Here is a 21667-nt window from a genome sequence, read left to right on the forward strand (position 1 = left end):
GCGACCAAGGCTCCGGCCAAGAAGGCCGCGACCAAGGCGCCCGCCAAGAAGGTGGCTGCCAAGAAGGCGCCGGCCAAGAAGGGCCGCAAGTAATTACGGTAAAGGCACGTCGTGGGCGGTAGGTCAGCTCACGACGTGCCTTTTCTCGTGTGTGTTCAGCCGCCGGTGGGCAGGGGACTGCCGAGATGGTCAGCGGCGATCAGTCGGCCGTCGGTCATCGACAGCACCCAGGTGCTGCCCTTGCGATTTCCGGTGGTCTGCGGGCGCACCTGTGACCGCGAGCACCACCACGAGATGAGATCGGGAATCACCTTGCCCTGGGTGCAGATCACCGGGGTCCCCGCCCGGGCGGCGAGTTCCAGGACACGGCTGCGACCGGCCTTGTGGTCGGAGCGGTATGCCTCCTCGGTCAACTCCGGCTCGTTGTGAATGTCCACCCCGAGTTCCTGTGCGAGGGGCTCGAGGGTCTGATGGCAGCGCAACCGATCGGCCGCGTAAAGCGTTGTGGCACCGAATGCCAGTAGTTGGCCGACCAGAGCTTCGGCCTGTGCCCGGCCCTTCTTGTCCAACGGACGTTTGCGGTCGTCGCCCTTGAAACGGGACCGCCGTCCGGCCGTACCGTGTCGCACGATCAGCAGCGTGTCGGTGTCGGGCGCGTGTTTCCCGAAGCGGCGCAACACTTTTCGATCTTGCGGGTAGTCCAGCTGGTTCATTGCCGCGTCCACCGGCAGCCAGATGAGCTTGTCCACCTCGTCATTGGGGGTGAAGTCTCCTCCAGTGGCGCGGGCTGCCCAATACCAGACCCGTTTGGTGCCCTGCGGAATGTCATACGAGATCGAACCGAGCCGGCGGCCGAGTTGTGCGGTGTAACCGGTCTCTTCGTGAACTTCGCGTACCGCGGCCACCGGATCGGTTTCGTTCAACTCGACCTTGCCCTTGGGCAGGGACCAATCGTCGTATCGCGGACGGTGGATCACAGCCACCTCGGTCACCGCTCCACCTGCGGCGTCCTCGCCGCCGCGCCACAACACGGCGCCCGCCGCGGGCACGAGCCTGCTACCCGGCTGCGCTGCTTTCGTGCTGTCGTTGGACACCTAAACTCCTGCAGGTCATTCACCGGCCCGGTCCGAGCGGCCCCGGGTCCGGGCGGGGGTCAGGGGTGCCGGTGGCGTTCCATCAGCGACACCTGGTGGTCGCGGACTGTCTGTCCCGCCTGGGGCAGGGCCGTCCAGTGACCATCGTGTCGTAACTCCCAGCACCGGGTGGCCGGATCCATCGCGGACTCGAACACATCGTTGAGTTGGGCGGTCAGCCTCGGATCCTTGACCTGAGCCATCACTTCGACACGGCGGTCGAGATTACGATGCATCATGTCGGCACTGCCGATCCAGAACTCGTTGATGGCGCGGAAGTGAATAATGCGCGAGTGCTCGAGGAAGCGTCCGAGGATCGAGCGCACCGTGACGTTGTCGGAGTATCCGGGGACACCGGGACGTAGGGCGCAGATACCCCGCACCACGATCTCGACCGGAACTCCAGCTTGTGAGGCCCGGTAGAGCGCATCGATCACCTGCTCGTCGACCAGTGCGTTGGCCTTCACCCGGATACCGGTCTTGGCTCCCTCATGATGGGCGGCGATCTCCCGGTCGATGCGCTCGATGATGCCCTTGCGCACCCCGCGCGGCGCCACCAGCAGATTGCGGTAGGAGTCCTTACGGGAATACCCGGTCAGGGAATTGAACAAGTCGGTGAGGTCGGCGCCGATGTCGGGATCGGCCGTGAGCAACCCCACGTCTTCATACAGGCGTGCGGTTTTCGGGTTGTAGTTGCCGGTACCGATGTGGCAGTAGCGCCGGATCGTCGATCCTTCGCGTCGCACCACGAGGCAGGTTTTGCAGTGCGTCTTGAGTCCGATCAACCCGTAGACCACATGCACCCCGGCCTGTTCGAGTGCTCTGGCCCACTTGATGTTGGCCTGCTCGTCGAAGCGAGCCTTGATCTCGACGAGCGCGACCACCTGCTTGCCTGCCTCGGCGGCGTCGATCAGGGCGTTGATGATGGGGGAGTCACCGGAGGTGCGGTACAGCGTCTGCTTGATCGCCAGCACGTTCGGATCGGCGGCGGCCTGCTCGATGAAGCGCTGAACGGTGGTGGAGAACGAGTCATAGGGATGGTGCACCAGCACATCCCCGTCGCGCAGTGTGGAGAAAATGCTCTTCGGCGTCTCCCGTTCACCGAAAGCCGGTGGGGTGGCGGGCACGAACGGCCGGTCCTTGAGGGCGGGACGATCCACGCCATAGATCTGCCACAGCGCGGAGAGATCCAGCAGCCCCGGTACCTCGATGACGTCACCGGGGTACACATCCAGTTCCCGGAGCAGCAGTTCGAGCATGCTCTCGGTCATGTCGTCGGACACTTCCAGCCGGACCGGCGAGCCGAACCGCCTGCGGGCCAGTTCGCGTTCCAGTGCCTGCAGCAGGTCCTCGTCGCGATCCTCTTCGACCTCGAAGTCGGCGTTGCGGGTGATCCGGAATGCGTGGTGCTCGACGATCTCCAGACCGGGGAACAACACCGGTAAGAACGCCGCGATCAGTTCCTCCATCGGCAGGAACCGCACCACCGTCGAGCCGTCGGCGGGCGCGCTGAGTTCGACGAAGCGGCCGACGTTGTCGGGCACCTTGATCCTGGCGAAGTGCTGACCGCCGTCCTCGGGGTGCTTGACGGTGACGGCCAGGTTCAGGCTCAGCCCGCTGACGAACGGGAACGGGTGCGCCGGATCCACCGCCAGCGGCGTGAGGACGGGGAATACCTGTTCGTGGAAGTAGGTGGAGAGCTTCGCGCGTTCGGACTCGTCGAGCTGGGCCCAGTTGACGATGACGATGCCCTCTTCGGCCAGGGCCGGGCGGACGGAGCTGAAGAACACGCTGGCGTGACGGCTCGCGATCTGCTGGGTGCGTTCGTTGATGCGACGCAACTGTTCGCGTGGGGACAGGCCGTCGGCCGAGCGCACCGAAAGTCCCATCTCGTCGCGGCGTTTGAGGCCGGCCACCCGGACCATGTAGAACTCGTCGAGGTTCGAGGCGAAGATTGCCAGGAACTTCGCCCGCTCGAGTAATGGCAACGAGGTGTCGGCCGCCAGAGCCAGGACCCGCGAATTGAAATCCAGCCAGCTCAGCTCGCGGTTGAGGTATCGGTCCTCGGGCAGTGCGTCGTCCACTGCGGGTGAGGTGGCAGCCGGTGGCGCTTCAGGTGCCGATGACTCGTCGGACGGCCCCGATACGGCTGCCGCGGCGTCCCGTCGGGAGTGGTCCGATCGGGTACCTGGCTCGGCTTCGGTGGCTTCGCTCATCCGTCCGATCATTCCCTATCCCGCGGGTCCTCGGCTACCTGGTGGCGTGCCTGCCGAGGGTGCGTGCAGTTGCGGTGCCGACGCCGAGACGCCGGGCCGCCTGCAAATCGTCGGGGGTGTCGATATCGCAGCGCAGGCCGGGCCAGGCCCCGGTGAGTTCGATCGCGCCGGAGTGGCGATGGCGCGCAGCCGAATCGGATCCGAAGTGCGGAGCCAGGGCAGTGCCGAACGCGAAGAGCGCCGCGGTTCCGGTGCCGTGCCGGTCGCCGACGAAACTGCGTTGGTAACCGCGGGCCAGGGCCAGGGCCTCGGCCAGCTCCTGGGGCTGCAGGGCAGGTAGATCTCCTTGGAGTACAACGATATTCGGCGCAGCGGAGCGAAGCTCGGCCTCGGCCGCGGTGATGGCGTTGTTGAGTGGGTCACGATGACCGGGTGGTGTCGGGTCCATCAACACCCTGGCGCCGAGTTGCCGGGCGGCCTCCGCCGCGGTCTCGTCGGGAGTGACGACGGTGACGGGGGCGATGGACGACGCGGCGGTGACGGTATCGACCAGCATGGCCAGCACCACAGCCTCGCGGGTGGCCGCGGAGAAGATGGGCGCCAGCCGGGTTTTGGCGGCTGACAGCCGTTTCACCGCGATCACGAGGGTGACGTCAGCAGCCGGCGTGGCTGCGGCGTTGCCGCTTCGGGAGCCGCTCATGGGTTCATCCTGCCAGCCCGGCCGGCGTCGGCGCGTGACACAGCCGCCGGGATAGGGTGAACGGGTGGTAGAGGCTGCGGTGATGGGTGCCGGTGCGTGGGGGACGGCGCTGGCCAAGGTGCTGGCGGACGCGGGAAATCCGGTGACGATGTGGGCCCGGCGTCCAGAGGTCGCCGACGAGATCAACACCGAGCATCGCAACAGCCGCTATCTCGGGGACGTCGTCCTGCCGTCGACGATCCGGGCCACCTCGGATCCGGGCGAGGCGCTGGCCGGTGCCTGCACGGTGCTGCTCGGTGTTCCGGCTCAGCAGCTTCGGGCGAACCTGGCCGGGTGGAAGCACCTGATCGGTGACGACGTGACATTGGTCAGTCTGGCCAAGGGAATCGAACTCGGCTCGCTCATGCGGATGAGCCAGGTCATCGTCCAGGTGACCGGTGTGGATCCGTCCCGGGTCGCGGTGGTGACGGGACCGAACCTGGCCAGCGAGATCGCCGACGAGCAGCCGGCGGCCACTGTCGTCGCCTGCAGCGACTCCGGACGCGCGGTCACTCTGCAGCGGGCCTTGGCCACCGGATACTTCCGGCCTTATACGAACGCCGACGTGGTGGGCGCCGAAGTCGGCGGGGCGTGCAAGAACGTCATCGCGCTGGCCTGTGGCATGGCAGTGGGAGTCGGGCTGGGGGAGAACACCGTGGCCGCCATCATCACCCGCGGGCTGGCGGAGGTCATGCGGCTCGGTATTGCGCTGGGCGCCACCCCCGCCACGCTGGCCGGGCTGGCCGGTGTCGGAGATCTCGTGGCCACGTGTACCTCGGAGCGCTCCCGTAACCGCACCTTCGGTGTGCGGCTGGGCAAGGGAGGCACCATGGAATCGGCGCTGACCGCGGCGGGCGGACATGTGGCCGAGGGCGTCGCCTCGTGCGAATCAGTGCTGGCGCTGGCCTCCAGTTACGGTGTCGAGATGCCGCTCACCGACGCCGTTCATCGGGTGTGTCACAAGGGATTGTCGGTTCACGAGGCAGTCTCAGGGCTTTTGGGTCGCAGCACCAAACCGGAGTAGGGATCCTCCGGGGCGAGGAGGAAAAACGGGTATGGACGGTTTGTACGGGGATTCCACTCGAAGCGTCAAAGCTGTTGGTCTGGAATCGATTCCGGGACAGCCGGTGGCACCGATGCCGGTGCCGGCGTCGACATTCCACCTCTCGCCAGACGAAGCTGAGCCGCTGGACAGCTACGGGCGCAGCTCCAATCCGTCATGGCGACAACTGGAATCGGCGCTCGCTGAACTCGAAGGGGCGGCCGCCGCGCTCACATTCGGATCGGGCATGGCCGCGATCACCTCGGCTCTGCGGGTGCTGGCCAAACCGGGATCCACACTTGTGGTCCCCGCCGACGGCTACTATCAGGTCCGTCAATACGCGGTCGAATATCTTGCACCGCAGGGTATTACGGTGATCGAGGCGACTGTTGCCGACATCTGTGAGGCCTCCGCGGAAGCTGACGCGGTGCTCGCCGAGACGCCGGCCAATCCGGGGCTCGACGTCGTCGATCTGCACCGGCTGGCGATGACCTGCCGCGGTCGCGGCGCCACGCTCGTCGTCGATAACACCACCGCCACGCCGCTGGGCCAGCAACCGCTGTCGCTCGGCGCCGACCTCGTGGTGGCCAGTGCCACGAAATCACTGTCGGGGCACAGCGATCTGGTGGCCGGCTACGTGGCCGGCAGCCAGCCCGAGCTGATGGCGGCGGTGGAGCGAGACCGGCTGCTGGCCGGACCCATCCTGGGCGCGTTCGAGGCCTGGCTGGTGCTGCGCAGTCTCGGCAGTGCCGGACTGCGCTTCGAACGGCAGTGCCAGAACGCCGCAGCCCTGGCGATGCTGCTGCGCAGCCATCCGGCGGTGCGCTCGGTGCGCTACCCCGGGCTGCCCGAAGATCCGGCACACGAGCTGGCGGCCACCCAGATGAAGCGTTTCGGCGGGCTGGTTTCGATAGAGCTGGCCGATGCCGCCGCGGTGCATGCCCTGGTGGAGCGCAGCGCGCTGCTCATCGCCTCGACCAGCTTCGGCGGGATCCACACCTCGGTCGATCGCCGGGCCCGCTGGGGCGACCCCGTACCGGCCGGTTTCGCCCGCATCTCGGCCGGGATCGAAGACACCGAGGACCTGCTCGCCGACGTGGAGCAGGCACTGCAGCGGTGAAAGCCCAGGTCGGGATGCGCCGGAAGGCGCGGACGGACCGGGACGGTAACCTCTCTAGGTTGTGACAGCCCGCAATCAGACCGGATCCCGCACCCGCGTCGCCGTCGTCTACGGCGGGCGTAGCTCTGAGCACGCAATTTCCTGCGTATCGGCAGGCAGCATCCTGCGCAACCTCGATCCGGAGCGATTCGAGGTCGTCGCCGTCGGAATCACCCCCGACGGTTCGTGGATGTTGACCGACGGAAGTCCGGAGACGCTCGCGATCACCGACGGCCGGTTGCCCGAGGTGACCGAGACGTCGGGGACCGAGCTCGCGCTGCCTGCCGCCCCGAACCGCAGCGGCCAGCTGTTGGCGCTGAGCAACGGTCCCGGTGAGCTTTTGGCCGCCGTCGACGTGGTCTTCCCGGTACTGCACGGCCCCTACGGCGAGGACGGCACCATCCAGGGCCTCCTCGAGTTGGCCGGGATCCCGTACGTGGGCTCCGGTGTGCTGTCGAGCGCTGCGGGCATGGACAAGGAGTTCACCAAGAAGCTGCTCGTCGCCGAGTGCCTGCCGATCGGCGACTTCGTGGTGCTGCGTCCCAACCAGCCCACTCTGGATCTCGAGGACCGCGAACGGCTCGGCCTGCCGGTGTTCGTCAAACCGGCCCGGGGTGGCTCGTCGATCGGCGTCAGCCGGGTCGCGGCGTGGGATGAGCTGCCCGCGGCGATCGAACTCGCGCGCCGTCACGATCCGAAGGTCATCGTCGAGGCTGCGATCCCGGGGCGCGAACTGGAATGCGGAGTACTCGAATTCCCCGACGGCAAGATCGAAGCCAGCACCGTGGGCGAGATCCGGGTGGCCGGCGTGCGCGGGCGCGAGGACGGCTTCTACGACTTCGCCACCAAATACCTTGTCGACGCAGCCGAATTGGATGTACCTGCCAAGGTCGACGACGACGTCTCCGAGGAGGTCCGGCGGTTGGCCGTGCGGGCCTTCACCGCGATCGACTGCCAGGGGTTGGCCCGCGTCGACTTCTTCCTGACCGACGACGGCCCGGTGATCAACGAGATCAACACGATGCCGGGGTTCACCACCATCTCGATGTACCCGCGGATGTGGGCGGCCAGCGGCGTCGACTACCCGACATTGCTGACCGCGATGGTCGAGACGGCGCTGGCGCGCGGTACCGGTCTCCGCTGACCTCAGCGCGCCGGAGCCGGCGCGGGCTCCTGGGCGGGCATGGTGCGGGCGATCTGACCCGAGATCTGTTGAATGGGTGTCGGCCCGGACCCGGCGGGAAGTGTCAGGGCGATGTATACCGGGCGGTCGACCGCGTACCAGGTGCTGCGGCCCTGATCATCGGCCTCGCTGCCCGGGCCCGGCGCGCCTGGGTCACCCACCCGGAACCACTGGATCTCGTCGACCACCTGTAGCGGGGTGCCGACGACGAAATCAGTGGGGCGCTCCAGTCCGCAGCGCAGAACCACCGGCTCGGTGTCGGGCTCGGCACGCCAGGCCGCGGTGCCCGGCGGGGTCGGATCCACCGTCGGGGCACGCCGAAAATCGCCGAGCTGCTGTGGCAGCGCGTTCAGGAGGTCCTGGCACTGCTGGCTGTCGGCCTGCGGTGCAGGTATCGACGGAATGGCGACGGGTTGCTGCTCGGGTGAGCGCTGCCGGGACGCCGCGATACCGAGGACCGTGATCAGCACCGAGACCGCAACGACGAGCGCCGCGATCAGCAGGGTGCGGGGCGGTCCGTCGGAGGCGTGCGAGTCGGTCACACCACCAACTCTATGGCCGGCCGGCGTTGGCGATCGGGCAGGTCAGCGTCCGGGTGATTCCGGGTACCTGCTGCACCGCGGGCACGACATCGGACTGCAGCGCGGCCAACGTGTCGGCGCTGAGACGCAAGACCACGTCATAGGGCCCGGTCACGTATTCGGCGGAGACCACCCCAGGCAGTCCGGCGAGCTGTTTGGCGACGACCTCGGCGCGGCCCACCTCGGTCTGGATCAGCACGTAAGCGTCCACCACCGGCTGTCTCCTCCGTCTCGCTGCATAAACTGCTGGCCGCAGGCACCAAACGTACCGCAGGTCGGGTCCGGGTTCTCCCGACGCGACAGCCGACCGGTAGGAGGCGACATGACCGGCGAGACGATCGGCGACGATCCCGGTGACGACGAGGGCGACACTCTGGCGGCCGCCGGGGAATTCGTCGTCATCGACCGGCTGGTGTCCGGACGCGCGCAAGCCGAGGCCGTGACGCTGGGTCCGGGCGACGACGCGGCTGTGGTGACGGCTTCCGACGGGCGCACCGTGGTCTCCACCGACATGCTGGTGCAGGACCGGCATTTTCGGCTGGACTGGTCGACACCGCACGACATCGGACGCAAGGCCATCGCCCAGAACGCCGCCGATATCGAGGCGATGGGCGGGCGGGCCACCGCATTCGTGGTGGCGTTCGGTGCACCGCCCGACACCTCCGTCGCGGCCGCCACCGAGGTGTCCGACGGGTTGTGGGACGAGGCGCGTCGGTTGGGCGCCAGCATCGCCGGTGGAGATCTGGTCAGCGCCCCGCTGTGGGTGATATCGGTCACGGTTCTCGGTAACCTCGACGGACGGGAACCGGTGCGCCGCAGCGGTGCCCGCGCCGGCGACACCGTCGCCGTGGCAGGCGAGTTGGGACGATCGGCAGCCGGATATGCCTTGTGGGAGCACGGAGTCGAAGGGCCCGTCGGGTTCCAGGACCTGCGGCAGCGGCACCTGACCCCACAGCCGCCATACGGTCAGGGTGCCCGGGCAGCCGATGCCGGGGCCACCGCCATGACCGATGTCTCCGACGGCCTGCTCGCCGACCTGGGCCACATCGCGACGGCCTCCGGAGTTGGTATCGACCTCGACAGCAGCCGATTGGACGCCGATCGCCTGGCCGTCGCCGAGGCTGCCAGGGCAGTGGGCGCCGACCCACTGGCATGGGTTTTGGGCGGTGGTGAGGACCATGCGCTGGCCGCGACATTCCCCGGCGCGCCACCTCCCGGCTGGCGGAGCATCGGACGGGTGATCGAAAGCCCGGCAACGGTGCTCGTCGACGGCGCCACGTGGACGGGAAATGCGGGATGGCAGTCGTTTGACTGAGGGAGCACGCTAGGTTTGTTTTCCGTGACTGCGGAAGCGAGGAGCGATTCAACAGGGGCGCGCCCCCTGACTGATCTGGTCGAGGACGGCTGGGCGCGCGCGCTCAAGCCCGTGGAAACGCAGGTCGCGCAGATGGGTGGCTTCCTCCGCGAGGAACTCGCGGCCGGCCGACGCTATCTGCCTTCGGGGCAGAATGTGCTGCGCGCCTTCACTTTCCCCTTCGACCGGGTGCGCGTGCTGATCGTGGGTCAGGATCCCTACCCGACCCCGGGACATGCGGTCGGCCTCAGCTTCTCGGTGGGCGCCGACGTCCGTCCGCTGCCACGCAGCCTGTCGAACATCTTCAGCGAGTACACCCAGGATCTGGGCTACCCGCAGCCGGCCAACGGTGACCTCACCCCGTGGGCACAACAGGGCGTGATGCTGCTCAACAGGGTGCTCACGGTGTCGCCGGGAACGCCTGCCTCGCACCGCGGTAAGGGTTGGGAGGCGGTGACGGAGTGCGCGATCCGGGCGCTCGTCGGCCGCGAGCAGCCGATGGTGGCAGTCCTGTGGGGCCGCGACGCGTCCACGCTCAAACCGCTGCTGGCCGAAGGTGACTGCGCGACGATCGAATCACCGCACCCGTCGCCGTTGTCGGCGTCGCGGGGTTTCTTCGGATCGCGCCCGTTCAGCCGAGCCAACGAGCTGCTGCAGCAGAAAGGCGCCGACCCGATCGAATGGCGGCTGCCCTGAGGCGATCAGGGCATGGGAATCGCCGGCGGGGCGGGGATCGCGGGCGGCGCCGGAATCGGCGGAGGTGACGGGATACCCGGCGAGGGAATCTGAACAGTCATGTCCCCGCCGCCGTCGGTCGGACCCGGCATCTCAGCCGGCGGCGACGCGGGTCCGGGCGACACCGGGGTTTCGATGACCGTGGTCTCGGTGTGGGTCGCCGGACCTTCCGAGGTCACCGGGGCGTCCGTTGTCGAGGGAGTCTCCGAGGTGGTGGTGTTGCCATCGGAACTGGTGCCGCCGCATGCGGACAGCACGAAACCGACCGCGACTGCGGCCGCAAATGCATAGATCGGTGTCTGTGATGCACGACATGAGGTCATGACGACAGGAGATACCCTGCCGTGTCCTCAGATAAACACAAACGTCGCGCACCGACCAGGCGCGCGAGCTAGCCGCGCGAGACCTTGCCGGCCTTGATGCAGGAGGTGCAGGCGTTCACGCGCTGCTTGTTGCCACCCGGACGCGCCACGGCACGCACCGACTGGATGTTCGGATCCCAGCGCCGGCTGGTCCGCCGATGCGAGTGCGACACCGACTTGCCGAAGCCGGGCGCCTTTCCGCAGATATCGCACACGGCAGCCATATCAACAACTCCTCGAAATCAGTACTTGGGGGGCCTGGGCCCACTCGCCGCAAACGGCGGGGCTCGACCCGACAACCTGATCAGAATACCGGGAGGCCAGAGGATCGCCAAAACGGGTCGTGAGCATGACCCAGGTTGTCCACAGCCAGTGGTGCTCTGATCGGGTTTGTCGCTGTCACTGGATAGGCTGGCGGCCACGGCGATGACCGCGCCGCACGGGGGAACGCACCGGGTTTTCGGTGGGGATCTGATTCGGGGATTGGGAGGTCCGATGTCGGCTCGGCGGCTGGATGCCCCCGCTCTGCGGGCCTGGGCCCATACCGCTGTCGATGAGCTGATAGTCCACACCGACGAGATCAACCGACTCAACGTGTTTCCGGTGGCTGACGCCGATACCGGGACAAACATGCTGTTCACCATGCGTTCGGCGTGGGCGCACGTCGACGCCGAGCCGGCTGGCGCCGACATCACGGCGGTGGCGAGTGCATTGGCGGCCGGAGCATTGCAGGGCGCCCGGGGCAACTCCGGGGTGATCCTGTCCCAGATTCTGCTGGGCCTGGCCGAGGCCATCACCACCGCAGCGGCCAAGCGTGACGGCGATCTCGATGCGGTCGACGGAGCGCTGTTCGGCACGGCGCTGGGCCATGCCGCCGCCCTGGCCGTGACCTCGATGGGTGAGCCCGTGCCGGGGACGATCGTGTCCGTGCTGCAGGCGGCCGCCGAGGCCGGCGAACGGTGCGCGGCTGCCGGGGGCGACGTCGCCGATGTGGCGGCCGCTGCCGGCGAGGCCGCATCGGCCGCCCTGGACCGCACGCCGGAACAGCTCGACGTACTGGCCAAGGCCGGGGTGGTCGATTCCGGCGGCCGTGGCCTGCTCGTCCTGCTCGACGCCATGACGGTCACGCTGGCCGGCCACGCGCCCCGACGTCCGATCTACACCCCGGCCCCGCCGCAGGCCGCAGTGGCGGCCGCGGCGGCACCGCCGCAGTTCGAGGTCATGTACCTGCTGAGCGGGTGCGGTGCGGCTGCCGTCGAGGGGCTGCGGGCAGTGCTCGAGCAGACGGGTGAGTCGGTGGCGATCGCCGCCTCAGGTAGCGATCAGTACTCGGTGCACGTCCATCTCGACGATGCCGGCGCCGCAGTCGAGGCCGGGCTGGCAGTCGGGACACTGAACCGCATTCAGATCACCGCGCTGACCGTCGCCGCGGGTGTCAGGACAGTCGGTGGATGGGCTCGCGAGCGGGCCGTGCTCGCGGTGGTCGACGGGGACGGCGGCGTCGAGCTGTTCGCTGGTGAGGGCGCGCACGTGTTGCGGCCCGAAGGGGGCGAGCCGATCAATGCGCAGCAGTTGTTGCGTGCGCTGATCGATGTGGGTGCGGCTCAGGTGATGGTGTTGCCCAACGGGTATGTCGCCGCCGAGGAACTCGTGGCGGGCTGCACTGCCGCGATCGGTTGGGGGATCGACGTGGTGCCGGTGCCGGCCGGTTCGATGGTGCAGGGGTTGGCGGCGCTGGCCGTCCACGACGAGGGTCGGCAAGCCGTCGACGACGGCTACACCATGGCGCGCGCCGCCGCGGGAGCACGGCACGGTGCGGTGCGGATCGCCACCGACGAAGCGTTGACCTGGGCGGGCACCTGCAAGCCGGGTGACGGGCTGGGCATCGCCGGCGACGAGGTGCTGATCGTCGGGCCCGATCTCACCGCGGCCGCCGCCGGGTTGATCGATCTGCTGATGGTGGCCGGTGGAGAGCTGATCACGGTGCTGACCGGCGACGGTGTCGATGACACCGTGGGGGAGGCGCTGCAGGCCCACGTCCACCGGGCGCACCTCGGCGCCGAGTTGGTGACGTATCACACGGGCCACCGCGGCGACGCCCTGCTGATCGGGGTGGAGTAGTGGCCGCCCTCGGCGATCGGCTCGACTTCATCCTCGGCAAGAAGGGCGCCGACAAGCTCTTCGACCATTTCGGCTTGCGCACCGTCAACGACCTGCTGCGCCACTATCCGCGCAAATACAGCGAGGGCATGTCGGTACGTGGTGAGGACGACGCCCTGGACCTCGAGGAAGGGGAGCACGTCACGTTCGTCGACGTGGTGACCGACACCAAAGACGGGTTGATGCGCAGCCAACCCGGCAAGCGTGCCCGCAAATGGCTGCGCGTCACGCTGGGGGAACACCGGCCCAAGGTGACCGCCACGTTCTTCAACGCCGGCTGGATGATCGACCAACTGCCCACCGGAACCCGGATCATGTTGTCGGGCGAGGTCGGATTCTTCAAGGGCGCAATGCAATTGACGCACCCGGCCTATCTGGTGCTGGATTCCCCGACGGGCAAGACCCACGGCAGCAAGGCGATGAAGGCGATCGCCACCAGCTCGGGTGCGACGGGTGACGAGTTGCTGTCGGCGTTCGAGCGGGACTTCTTCCCGATCTATCCGGCCAGCGCCAAGTTGCAGAGCTGGGACATCTATGCCTGCGTGCGTCAGGTGTTGGACGTGCTCGACCCCGTCCCGGAACCGCTCCCGGAATCCTTTGTGCGCGAGCGGGATCTGATGAGTGAGGACGAGGCGCTCCGGGCCATCCATCTGGCCGAGAACTCGGTCGACCGGGATCGGGCAATGGAACGGTTGACCTACGACGAGGCGATCGGCCTGCAGTGGGGTCTGGTGGCACGGCGCTACGGGGAGCTCAGCGAATCCGGGCCCGTCGCGTTGCGCAGGACCGACGGGCTTGCCGCCGAGATGGCGACCCGGCTGCCGTTTGCGCTCACGCAGGGCCAGACCGAGGTGCTCGACGTGATCTCGGAGGAACTGGCCGCGACGCGTCCGATGAACCGGATGTTGCAGGGCGAGGTCGGGTCGGGCAAGACGATCGTCTCGGTCTTGGCCATGCTGCAGATGGTCGATGCCGGCTACCAGTGTGCCCTGTTGGCACCGACGGAAGTGCTTGCCGCCCAACATGCCCGGTCGGTCCGCGACGTGCTCGGGCCGCTGGCCATGGCAGGCCAACTCGGTGGGGCCGAGCACGGGACCCGGGTCGCGTTGCTGACGGGTTCGATGACGCCGCAGCAGAAGCGGGAGGCTCGCGGCGAAGTGGCCTCTGGCGCGGCGGGCATCGTCATCGGCACCCACGCACTGCTGCAGGAGGCGGTCGAGTTCCACAACCTCGGGATGGTTGTGGTCGACGAGCAACACCGATTCGGAGTCGAGCAGCGGGATACCTTGCGCGCCAAGGCGCGTGACGGAGTCACACCCCATCTGCTGGTGATGACCGCGACGCCGATTCCGCGCACGGTGGCACTGACCGTCTACGGCGACCTGGAAACCTCGACGTTGCGTGAGCTTCCCCGCGGTCGTCAGCCCATTACCACCAACACCATCTTCGTCTCGCAGAAGCCGACATGGCTGGACCGGGCGTGGGCCCGGATCAGGGAGGAAGTCGGCGCCGGACGCCAGGCCTACGTGGTGGCCTCGCGCATCGACGAGTCGGATAAGTCCAAGGTCAACAACGATGGCGAGGGCGGCCCCCCACCGGTCACGGTCCTGGAACTGTTCGACCGACTGGGCGCAGGACCATTGGCAGGGTTGCGGCTCGGCCTCATGCACGGCCGGCTGTCCGGGGAGGACAAGGACCTGGTCATGGGCGCGTTCCGCGCGGGAGAGATCGACGTTCTGGTGTGCACCACGGTGATTGAGGTCGGTGTCGACGTCCCCAATGCCACCGTCATGGTGGTGATGGATTCCGACCGCTTCGGAATCAGCCAGCTTCATCAGCTGCGCGGCCGGATCGGTCGTGGCCGGCATCCCAGTCTGTGTCTGCTCGCCACCCGGCTGCCGGAGACCTCGAAGGCCGGCGAACGGATCAAAGCCGTCGCCGCCACGCTCGACGGGTTCGCCCTGGCCGATCTCGATCTGCAGGAGCGTCGTGAGGGGGATGTGCTGGGGCTCAACCAGTCCGGGCGCACGATCAATCTGCGCTTCCTGTCGCTCGCCGATCACCTGGGCGTGATCACCGATGCCAGGGAGCTCTGCGAATCGGTGTATGAGAAGAGGCCCGACGATCCCGGGATGGCACTTCTGGCAGCCCAATTCGTCGACACCGACCGCGTCGAATACCTGGACAAGGCGTGACCCGCCGACGGATGTGGTGGCTGGCCGCAGCCGTGGCACTCGCAGTGGTCGTCGCCATCCAGGTGGCGTGGTCGACGCAACGTCCTGACCGGTTCGCCGCGCAGGCTCAACCACCCAGCGTCGCGCCCGGGGTTGATCTGCTGGCCGGAGTGCCCGAGGTGCCGCTGCGGATGCGCGGAAACGACTATCGCCGCGCGGCGTTCGGGGAGTCCTGGGACGACGACAACGGCGCGCCCGGTGGACACAACGGCTGTGACACCCGCAACGACATCCTCAACCGTGACCTCGTCGACAAGACGTTCGTCGCGATCAAACGGTGTCCGACCGCCGTGGCGACCGGCACCTTGCACGACCCGTATACGAATGCGGTGGTGTCGTTCGTGCGCGGCAACCAGACCGGTGCCTCGGTGCAGATCGACCACATCGTGCCGCTGGCGCTGGCTTGGGATCTCGGCGCGCGGAACTGGCCCGATGAGCTGCGGCTGCGGTTCGCCAACGACCCCGCCAATCTGCTGGCGGTCGCCGGCAAGCCCAACCAGGACAAGGGCGATCAGGAGCCTGCCCACTGGATGCCGCCGAACCGCGCGTTCTGGTGCCAGTACGCGGTCCAGTTCGTCGAGGTGCTGCGGGGTTATGCGCTTCCGGTCGACACCGCGTCGGCCGGGGTTTTGCGCGACGCCGCCGGCACGTGCCCCACGGGCTGAATTCCTTCGCGAGCAGACGCAAAACTGCCCATTTTCACGTGAAAAAGGGCAGTTTTGCGTCTGCTGGCGGAAGAGAAGCTAGCCCGTGAACGTCGCCGGGTCGGGCCGGAACCGGGTGCCATTATCGAGACTGTCGAGAGCCGCGATCTCATCGGTGGTCAGCTCGAAGCCGAACACGTCGAGATTGGAGGCGATGCGCTCCGGCTTGGTCGAGCGGGAGATCACGCTGTTGCCCAGCTGGATGCTCCAGCGGATCAGGACCTGCGCGGGGGTCTTCCCGTGCGCCTCGGCAATGGCCGTGACGGCCGGGTTGTCGAGCAGATTGCCGACACCGAGCGGGCTGTAGGCCTGCGTGACGACGTTGTACTGGGTGTTGGCGGCGCGCCAGGCGCTCTGATTGAGCAAGGGGTGCAGCTCGATCTGGTTGACCGCAGGAGCGACGAACGTCAGGTCGACGATCGTCGACAGGTTCTCGGGGCTGAAGTTGGATACGCCGGTGGAGCGGGCCACGCCCTCCTGCTTGAGGGCCATCAGCCCACCCCAGCTGTCGACGTACTTGCCGATGTCGTTGCCGGGCCAATGAATCAGGTAGAGGTCCACATAGTCGAGCCCGAGCCGCTCCAGGCTGGCGCGGCCGGCATTCTGCGATGACTGGAAACCCTGATCGGCGATGTCCAGTTTCGTGGTGACCGAAATCTCCTCACGCGGAATTCCCGATGCTGCGATGGCACGGCCGACGCCGGCCTCATTGCCGTAGGCGGCGGCGGTGTCGATCAAGCGGTGACCGGACTCAAGGGCCGCCGACACCACGCGCTCCGCCTCGGAATCCGAGAGTCCGCCGACACCGAAACCGACGACCGGGATCGTACGGTCGTCGTTGAGTGTGACGGTGGGAATCGCAGCCCCGTCAGAGGAGGTCATGGCACCTATCCTGTGAAGTTGAAGGTTTGGGGGTCGGGTCCCAGGCGGGTGTCCGTCTCCAACGAGGCGATGGCCGACATGTCCGACTGGTCCAGATCGAAATCGAACACGTCGAAATTACTCACAATCCGCTCCGGGTTCACTGACTTGGGGATGACGATATTACCCAGATGTATATGCCACCTAATCAGTACCTGTGCGGGGGTTTTGCCGTGCCGTTCGGCGATGCCGGTGATCACCGGATCGCCGAGCAGCGAGCCCTGGCCCAGCGGGCTCCACGCCTCGGTGGCGATGCCCAATTTGGCGTGTACCTCGCGAAGCTCGTGTTGCGGTAGCAGCGGGTGCAATTCGATCTGATTGACCGCGGGAACGATGCCGGTGGCGTCGATCAGGACCGTCAGGTGTTCGGGTGCGAAGTTGCTCACGCCGATGGACCGGATCCGGCCCTGATCGCGCAGATGCGCGAAAGCCTTGAAGGTGTCGACGTAGGCGTTGTTGGCCGGCACCGGCCAATGGATGAGATACAGGTCGAGGTAGTCGACGCCGAGCCGGTCCAGGCTGGCGTCGAACGCGGCCAGTGTCGAGTCGTATCCCTGATCGCTGTTCCACAGCTTGGTCACCAGGAACACGTCTTCGCGCGGGACCCCGGAGTCGGTCAGGCCGCGGCCGGTTTCGGCCTCGTTGCGGTACGCGGCGGCGGTGTCGATGTGCCGATAGCCTGCCCGCAGGGCCGTGGACACCGCGCGTTCGGTCTCCTCGGCGGGGGTCTGCCAAACCCCCAACCCGACTTGCGGTATCGAATTACCGTCGTTCAGCGTGACACGAGGACTCATAGAGGGAGCAGCCATGACTGAAAGTCTGCCAGGCGGGCAGATCCAGGGCGGACCTGGTGGCCACGGCCGGGACACGGTCAAACAGGCGGTGCTCGAGCGGGCAACCAAGTTCACCCTGTCCGCGATTCCGCGGATTTCCGACCGGACCAAACGCCTGCTGCTGGGCGGGCGTTCGGTGGTCGTCGACGGCAACACCCTGGACACCACGCTGCAATTCACCCTGGCCGCTCAGCGGGCAGCCGGAGTCGGGGGCCTCGTCGCCGATTACAGCCCGGAGTCTGGCGTTGCTGTTTCGCGGGCCGCGTTGCGGGCCACCGCGGCGATGATGAAGGTTCACATCCGCGCGGACGTGACCGAGATTTCGATTCCCGGACCGGCCGGCCCTCTGACGGCGCGACGTTACGTCCCCGACGGCACGGGCTCCCCGGCGACGTCGGCGATGTTGCTGTATTTCCACGGCGGCGGCTTCGTGCTCGGTGACCTCGACACCCATGACAGCCTGTGCCGGTTGATCTGCCGGGACGGTGGAATCCAGGTGATCTCCGTCGACTACCGGCTCGCGCCGGAACACAAGGCGCCGGCCGCCGTCGACGATGCGTATGCCGCATATCGCTGGGCGCTCGACCATGCTGCCGGCCTGGGCGCCACGCGCATCGTGGTCGGGGGAGACAGCGCGGGCGGCAATCTGGCGGCCGTCGTGGCGCAGCAGGCCCGCGACTCCGAGCTGCCGCTGCCGGCGCTGCAGCTGTTGCTCTATCCGGTTGCAGACATGTCGAGCGACACGCGATCCAAGACCCTGTTCTCCGACGGCTACTTCCTGAGCAAACACGACATGGATTGGTGCGGCGCGCACTACCTCGACGGTGCCGAGGTGACCGCCGAGGACCCGGTGATCTCACCGCTGCTGAGCGAGGATCTGTCCGGCTTGCCACCTGCGCTGGTGGTCACCGCCGGGTTCGATCCGCTGCGTGACGAGGGGAACCGCTACGCGAGAGCCCTACAGGACGCCGGGGTGGTGGTGGACCTCCGCGAAGAGCGGTCGATGATCCACGCGTTCGCCAACTTCTTCCCGCTGGGAGGCGGCAGCGCCACCGCGACGAACGCAATGATCTCGGCCCTGCGCGCACATCTCAGCCACGCCGAAAGTTGACCTGTCGGCGCCGGTACGCTTGTCGACGTGGCCAAACCGAAGAAGACCGCGAAGTACGACCTCAAGGCGGCGGACCGCAAGCGCAATCTGTTCGTTCAGATCGGGCTCACAGCCGTGGTGGTGGTGTTCGCCGTCGGGCTGGTGCTCTACATCGTGACGACCGGCCACAAGCGGCCTGCCACCGGGGAAGCCAGGGCCATCCACGTGGCGGCGCCCAACGTGGTCACCAAAGAGGGCACAACTGAGCCCAAGGTGACACTGAGCCTCTACGAGGATTTCCTGTGCCCGGCGTGCGGCATGCTCGAGCGACAGTTCGGCCCGACCATCAACAAGCTGATCGACGCGGGCGCTGTGGCCGCTGACTACCACATGGTCGCAATCCTGGACAAGGCCGGCAACGGCTACTCGTCACGGGCCGGTGGTGCTGCCTACTGCGTCGCCGACGAGTCCGTCGACGCGTTCCGCCGCTTCCACTCCGCGCTGTACACCCCTGGAATCCAGCCGGAGGAGGGTGGCGGCGTCTACCCGGACAATGCCCGGATCATCGAGTTGGCCCGCCAGGCCGGAGCCGCCGGTGAGGTGCCCAATTGCATCACCAAGGCTCGCTACGTGGAGATGGTGCAGGGTATGGCCGCAGCCACCGAGATCCACTCGACGCCGACCGTCAAGTTCAACGGTGAGGACTACAGCCCGACCACGCCGGACGCGCTGATCGCGAAGGTCAAGGAGATTGTGGGCGACCTGCCGGCCCTGAACGGTCCCGCTCCCGCTCCGGCCGCTCCCGCTCCCGCTCCCGGCGCCCCTGCAGCCCCCGCCCCGCCGGCGCCGGCCGCGCCCGCACCGCCCGCCCCCGCGCCGGCCCACCCATGACTGACGCCGCAGCGTCCGAGCTCGACGAACCCGGCGATGCCGGGACCGGAAAGGTCCCGGGAGTCGCCGTCGGCAAGGCCGGTGCGGTCTGGATACTGATCGCCGGCGTCCTCGGTCTGGCGGCGGCGCTGGCACTGACGGTCGAGAAGATCGAGCTGCTGATCGATCCGAGCTACGTGCCTTCTTGCAGCATCAACCCGGTGATCTCCTGTGGCTCGGTGATGTCCACGTGGCAGGCATCGGTCTTCGGGTTCCCCAACTCGCTGATCGGGGTGGTCGCGTTCACGGTCACCCTGGTCACGGGTGTTCTGGCCGTCGCGGGCGTCCGGTTGCCCCGCTGGTACTGGGCCGGACTGGCGGTGGGAAGCCTGCTCGGTGCGGTCATGGTGCACTGGCTGATCTTCGAGAGCCTCTACCGCATCGGTGCCCTGTGCCCGTACTGCATGGTGGTGTGGTCGGTGACCATCCCGCTGCTGGTGGTGACGAGCTCCATCGCGCTTCGGCCGCTGCACACCAACGCGGTCGCCAGAATTGTCCACCAGTGGCGGTGGTCGCTCGTGGCGCTCTGGTTCACCTCACTTTTGCTGTTGATCTTGGTGCGTTTCTGGGAATACTGGTCAACGCTCCTGTAACACTTCCGCAATAACTTGTCGGTTAGGTCTACCCGTGATTTCCAAACTGTTAGTCGCCAACCGTGGCGAGATCGCGATCCGTGCGTTTCGCGCTGCCTACGAGATGGGCATCGCGACGGTGGCGGTGTATCCGTATGAGGATCGCAATTCGCTGCATCGGCTGAAGGCCGACGAGTCGTATCAGATCGGCGAGATCGGCCATCCGGTACGGGCGTACCTGTCGGTGGACGAGATCATCAGGGTCGCCCAGCATTCCGGTGCGGACGCGGTGTACCCGGGTTACGGGTTCTTGTCGGAGAATCCGGAATTGGCTTCGGCGTGTGCGGAGGCGGGCATCACGTTTGTAGGCCCCTCGGCGCAGGTTCTGGAATTGACCGGTAACAAGGCGCGGGCGATCGACGCTGCGCGGGCAGCGGGCCTGCCGGTCCTGGCATCGTCGGCACCGTCGTCGTCGGTCGACGAATTGGTCACTGCCGCACGGGATATGACGTTCCCGCTGTTCGTCAAGGCGGTGTCTGGTGGCGGTGGGCGCGGTATGCGCCGGGTGACCGGTCCCGATGCGCTGCCCGAGGCGGTGGAGGCGGCGTCGCGCGAGGCCGAGTCGGCGTTCGGTGACCCCGAGGTGTACTTGGAGCAGGCCGTCATCAACCCGCGCCACATCGAGGTACAGATCCTGGCCGATACGCAGGGCAATGTGATGCACCTGTTCGAGCGGGATTGCAGTGTGCAGCGGCGGCATCAGAAGGTGATCGAGCTGGCGCCGGCGCCGAACCTGGATCCTGGGTTGCGCGAGCGGATTTGCGCGGATGCGGTGGCTCTGGCCCGCCAGATCGGTTACAGCTGTGCGGGCACCATCGAGTTCCTGCTCGATGAGCGTGGGCATCACGTGTTCATCGAGTGCAATCCACGCATTCAGGTGGAGCACACGGTGACCGAGGAGATCACCGATGTGGACCTGGTCGGTTCGCAGCTGCGGATCGCGGCCGGGGAGACGCTGGCCGATCTGGGGTTGAGCCAGGACTCGCTGGTCATTCGCGGAGCGGCGATGCAGTGCCGGATCACGACCGAGGATCCGGCTAATGGCTTCCGTCCGGACACCGGCCGGATCACCGCCTACCGGTCACCCGGGGGTGCGGGGGTGCGCCTGGATGGCGGCACCAACGTCGGGGCCGAAGTGCTGGCGCACTTCGACTCGATGCTGGTAAAGCTGACCTGTCGCGGGCGCGACTTTTCCACGGCGGTCTCGCGGGCCCGCCGAGCGCTGGCGGAGTTCCGCATCCGTGGGGTGTCGACGAACATTCCGTTCCTGCAGGCAGTCATCGAGGATCCCGATTTCCGGGCCGGACGGGTCACCACCTCGTTCATCGACGACCGTCCGCAGCTTCTGACCGCGCACACGCCGGCCGATCGCGGTACCAAGATCTTGAATTATCTGGCCGATGTCACGGTGAACAAGCCCAATGGCGAGCGGCCGTCGACGGTGTACCCACAGGACAAGCTGCCGTCGTTGGATCTGTCGACGGTGCCGCCGGCCGGCTCCAAGCAGCGTCTGGTCGAGTTGGGGCCCGAGGGGTTCGCGGCCTGGATGCGCGACAGCAAGGCCCTCGGGGTCACCGACACCACGTTCCGCGATGCCCATCAGTCGTTGTTGGCCACCCGGTTGCGGTCCACTGGGTTGCTCAAGGTGGCGCCGTATGT

General features: G+C 67.2%; 21 protein-coding genes and 1 pseudogene. 13 read left to right on the plus strand and 9 right to left on the minus strand.

Annotation, left to right across the window (positions count from 1 at the left end; translation table 11 throughout):
- Positions 1-81: pseudogene (locus tag ACZY08_RS14355) on the plus strand (DNA-binding protein); the annotation flags it as partial.
- A gap of 74 nt (positions 82-155) precedes the next feature.
- On the opposite strand, the gene mutT1 reads toward ACZY08_RS14355, so the two are convergent.
- The 3 genes from mutT1 to cofC are packed head-to-tail and all read right to left on the minus strand — an operon-like array spanning position 156 to position 4049.
- Entirely contained in the window at positions 156-1094 is a 939-nt protein-coding gene (gene mutT1 / locus ACZY08_RS14360) for an 8-oxo-(d)GTP phosphatase MutT1 (protein ID WP_463744222.1), read from the minus strand.
- Between the two features lie 59 nt (positions 1095-1153).
- Positions 1154-3349 carry an RNA degradosome polyphosphate kinase gene (locus ACZY08_RS14365; protein ID WP_463744221.1) on the minus strand — a complete coding sequence of 732 codons (2196 nt, stop codon included), beginning with the start codon at positions 3347-3349 and terminating at the stop codon, positions 1154-1156.
- A gap of 34 nt (positions 3350-3383) precedes the next feature.
- Entirely contained in the window at positions 3384-4049 is a 666-nt protein-coding gene (gene cofC, locus ACZY08_RS14370; RefSeq protein WP_463744220.1) for a 2-phospho-L-lactate guanylyltransferase, read from the minus strand.
- A gap of 82 nt (positions 4050-4131) precedes the next feature.
- Here cofC and ACZY08_RS14375 point away from each other — a divergent pair, with 82 nt between their 5' ends.
- From ACZY08_RS14375 to ACZY08_RS14385, 3 genes are all read left to right on the plus strand, one after another.
- The gene (locus ACZY08_RS14375; RefSeq protein ID WP_463745244.1) at positions 4132-5112 is read left to right on the plus strand and encodes an NAD(P)H-dependent glycerol-3-phosphate dehydrogenase; all 981 of its coding nucleotides are present in this window, start codon (positions 4132-4134) and stop codon (positions 5110-5112) included.
- Positions 5113-5143: 31 nt separating this feature from the next.
- Positions 5144-6250: a cystathionine gamma-lyase gene (locus ACZY08_RS14380; protein ID WP_463744219.1), complete on the plus strand. Its 1107-nt coding sequence runs from the start codon at positions 5144-5146 to the stop codon at positions 6248-6250.
- A 61-nt stretch (positions 6251-6311) separates the two neighbouring features.
- Positions 6312-7433: a D-alanine--D-alanine ligase family protein gene (locus tag ACZY08_RS14385; RefSeq protein WP_463744218.1), complete on the plus strand. Its 1122-nt coding sequence runs from the start codon at positions 6312-6314 to the stop codon at positions 7431-7433.
- Positions 7434-7435: 2 nt separating this feature from the next.
- On the opposite strand, the gene ACZY08_RS14390 is transcribed toward ACZY08_RS14385, so the two are convergent.
- The gene (locus tag ACZY08_RS14390; protein WP_463744217.1) at positions 7436-8014 is read right to left on the minus strand and encodes a DUF3515 domain-containing protein; all 579 of its coding nucleotides are present in this window, start codon (positions 8012-8014) and stop codon (positions 7436-7438) included.
- Between the two features lie 10 nt (positions 8015-8024).
- On the minus strand, positions 8025-8267 hold the full coding sequence (locus ACZY08_RS14395) for an Lrp/AsnC ligand binding domain-containing protein (protein ID WP_463744216.1): 243 nt from the start codon (positions 8265-8267) through the stop codon (positions 8025-8027).
- A gap of 108 nt (positions 8268-8375) precedes the next feature.
- On the opposite strand from ACZY08_RS14395, the gene ACZY08_RS14400 reads away from it, so the two are divergent.
- Together ACZY08_RS14400 and ACZY08_RS14405 are read left to right on the plus strand one after the other, a co-directional pair.
- Entirely contained in the window at positions 8376-9368 is a 993-nt protein-coding gene (locus ACZY08_RS14400; RefSeq protein WP_463744215.1) for a thiamine-phosphate kinase, read from the plus strand.
- A 24-nt stretch (positions 9369-9392) separates the two neighbouring features.
- Positions 9393-10103, plus strand: coding sequence for a uracil-DNA glycosylase (locus ACZY08_RS14405; protein WP_463744214.1), 711 nt, complete (start codon positions 9393-9395; stop codon positions 10101-10103).
- A 5-nt stretch (positions 10104-10108) separates the two neighbouring features.
- Here ACZY08_RS14405 and ACZY08_RS14410 read toward each other — a convergent pair whose 3' ends face one another.
- Entirely contained in the window at positions 10109-10465 is a 357-nt protein-coding gene (locus ACZY08_RS14410; RefSeq protein ID WP_463744213.1) for a hypothetical protein, read from the minus strand.
- A gap of 68 nt (positions 10466-10533) precedes the next feature.
- Positions 10534-10728 (minus strand): 50S ribosomal protein L28, encoded by a 195-nt coding sequence (gene rpmB / locus ACZY08_RS14415; protein WP_003881125.1) that lies wholly within the window; start codon positions 10726-10728, stop codon positions 10534-10536.
- A 271-nt stretch (positions 10729-10999) separates the two neighbouring features.
- Between rpmB and ACZY08_RS14420 the strand changes: the two genes are divergently transcribed.
- From ACZY08_RS14420 to ACZY08_RS14430, 3 genes are read left to right on the plus strand one after another with little or no spacing between them, the layout of a single operon-like run.
- Positions 11000-12625, plus strand: a complete 1626-nt coding sequence (locus ACZY08_RS14420; protein ID WP_463744212.1) for a DAK2 domain-containing protein — start codon at positions 11000-11002, stop codon at positions 12623-12625.
- Complete coding sequence (recG, locus tag ACZY08_RS14425; RefSeq protein WP_463744211.1) at positions 12625-14859, plus strand: ATP-dependent DNA helicase RecG; 2235 nt, start codon at positions 12625-12627, stop codon at positions 14857-14859. Before ACZY08_RS14420 ends, recG begins: the two co-directional genes overlap by 1 nt.
- 11 nt (positions 14860-14870) lie before the next feature.
- Positions 14871-15563 (plus strand): HNH endonuclease family protein, encoded by a 693-nt coding sequence (locus ACZY08_RS14430; protein ID WP_463745243.1) that lies wholly within the window; start codon positions 14871-14873, stop codon positions 15561-15563.
- 78 nt (positions 15564-15641) lie between these two features.
- Here ACZY08_RS14430 and ACZY08_RS14435 read toward each other — a convergent pair whose 3' ends face one another.
- Together ACZY08_RS14435 and ACZY08_RS14440 are read right to left on the minus strand one after the other, a co-directional pair.
- Complete coding sequence (locus ACZY08_RS14435; RefSeq protein ID WP_463744210.1) at positions 15642-16484, minus strand: aldo/keto reductase; 843 nt, start codon at positions 16482-16484, stop codon at positions 15642-15644.
- A gap of 5 nt (positions 16485-16489) precedes the next feature.
- On the minus strand, positions 16490-17317 hold the full coding sequence (locus tag ACZY08_RS14440; RefSeq protein WP_463745242.1) for an aldo/keto reductase: 828 nt from the start codon (positions 17315-17317) through the stop codon (positions 16490-16492).
- Between the two features lie 13 nt (positions 17318-17330).
- Between ACZY08_RS14440 and ACZY08_RS14445 the strand changes: the two genes are divergently transcribed.
- From ACZY08_RS14445 to ACZY08_RS14460, 4 genes are all read left to right on the plus strand, one after another.
- The gene (locus ACZY08_RS14445; protein ID WP_463744209.1) at positions 17331-18467 is read left to right on the plus strand and encodes an alpha/beta hydrolase; all 1137 of its coding nucleotides are present in this window, start codon (positions 17331-17333) and stop codon (positions 18465-18467) included.
- 27 nt (positions 18468-18494) lie between these two features.
- Positions 18495-19337: a DsbA family protein gene (locus tag ACZY08_RS14450; RefSeq protein WP_463744208.1), complete on the plus strand. Its 843-nt coding sequence runs from the start codon at positions 18495-18497 to the stop codon at positions 19335-19337.
- Positions 19334-19969, plus strand: coding sequence for a vitamin K epoxide reductase family protein (locus tag ACZY08_RS14455; RefSeq protein WP_463744207.1), 636 nt, complete (start codon positions 19334-19336; stop codon positions 19967-19969). The genes ACZY08_RS14450 and ACZY08_RS14455 overlap by 4 nt, the downstream gene beginning before the upstream one ends.
- A gap of 34 nt (positions 19970-20003) precedes the next feature.
- Positions 20004-21667, plus strand: a 1664-nt coding sequence (locus ACZY08_RS14460) for an ATP-binding protein (protein ID WP_463744206.1), incomplete at its 3' end; no start/stop codon positions are given.

The organism is Mycobacterium sp. IDUB_9, from assembly GCF_055419505.1.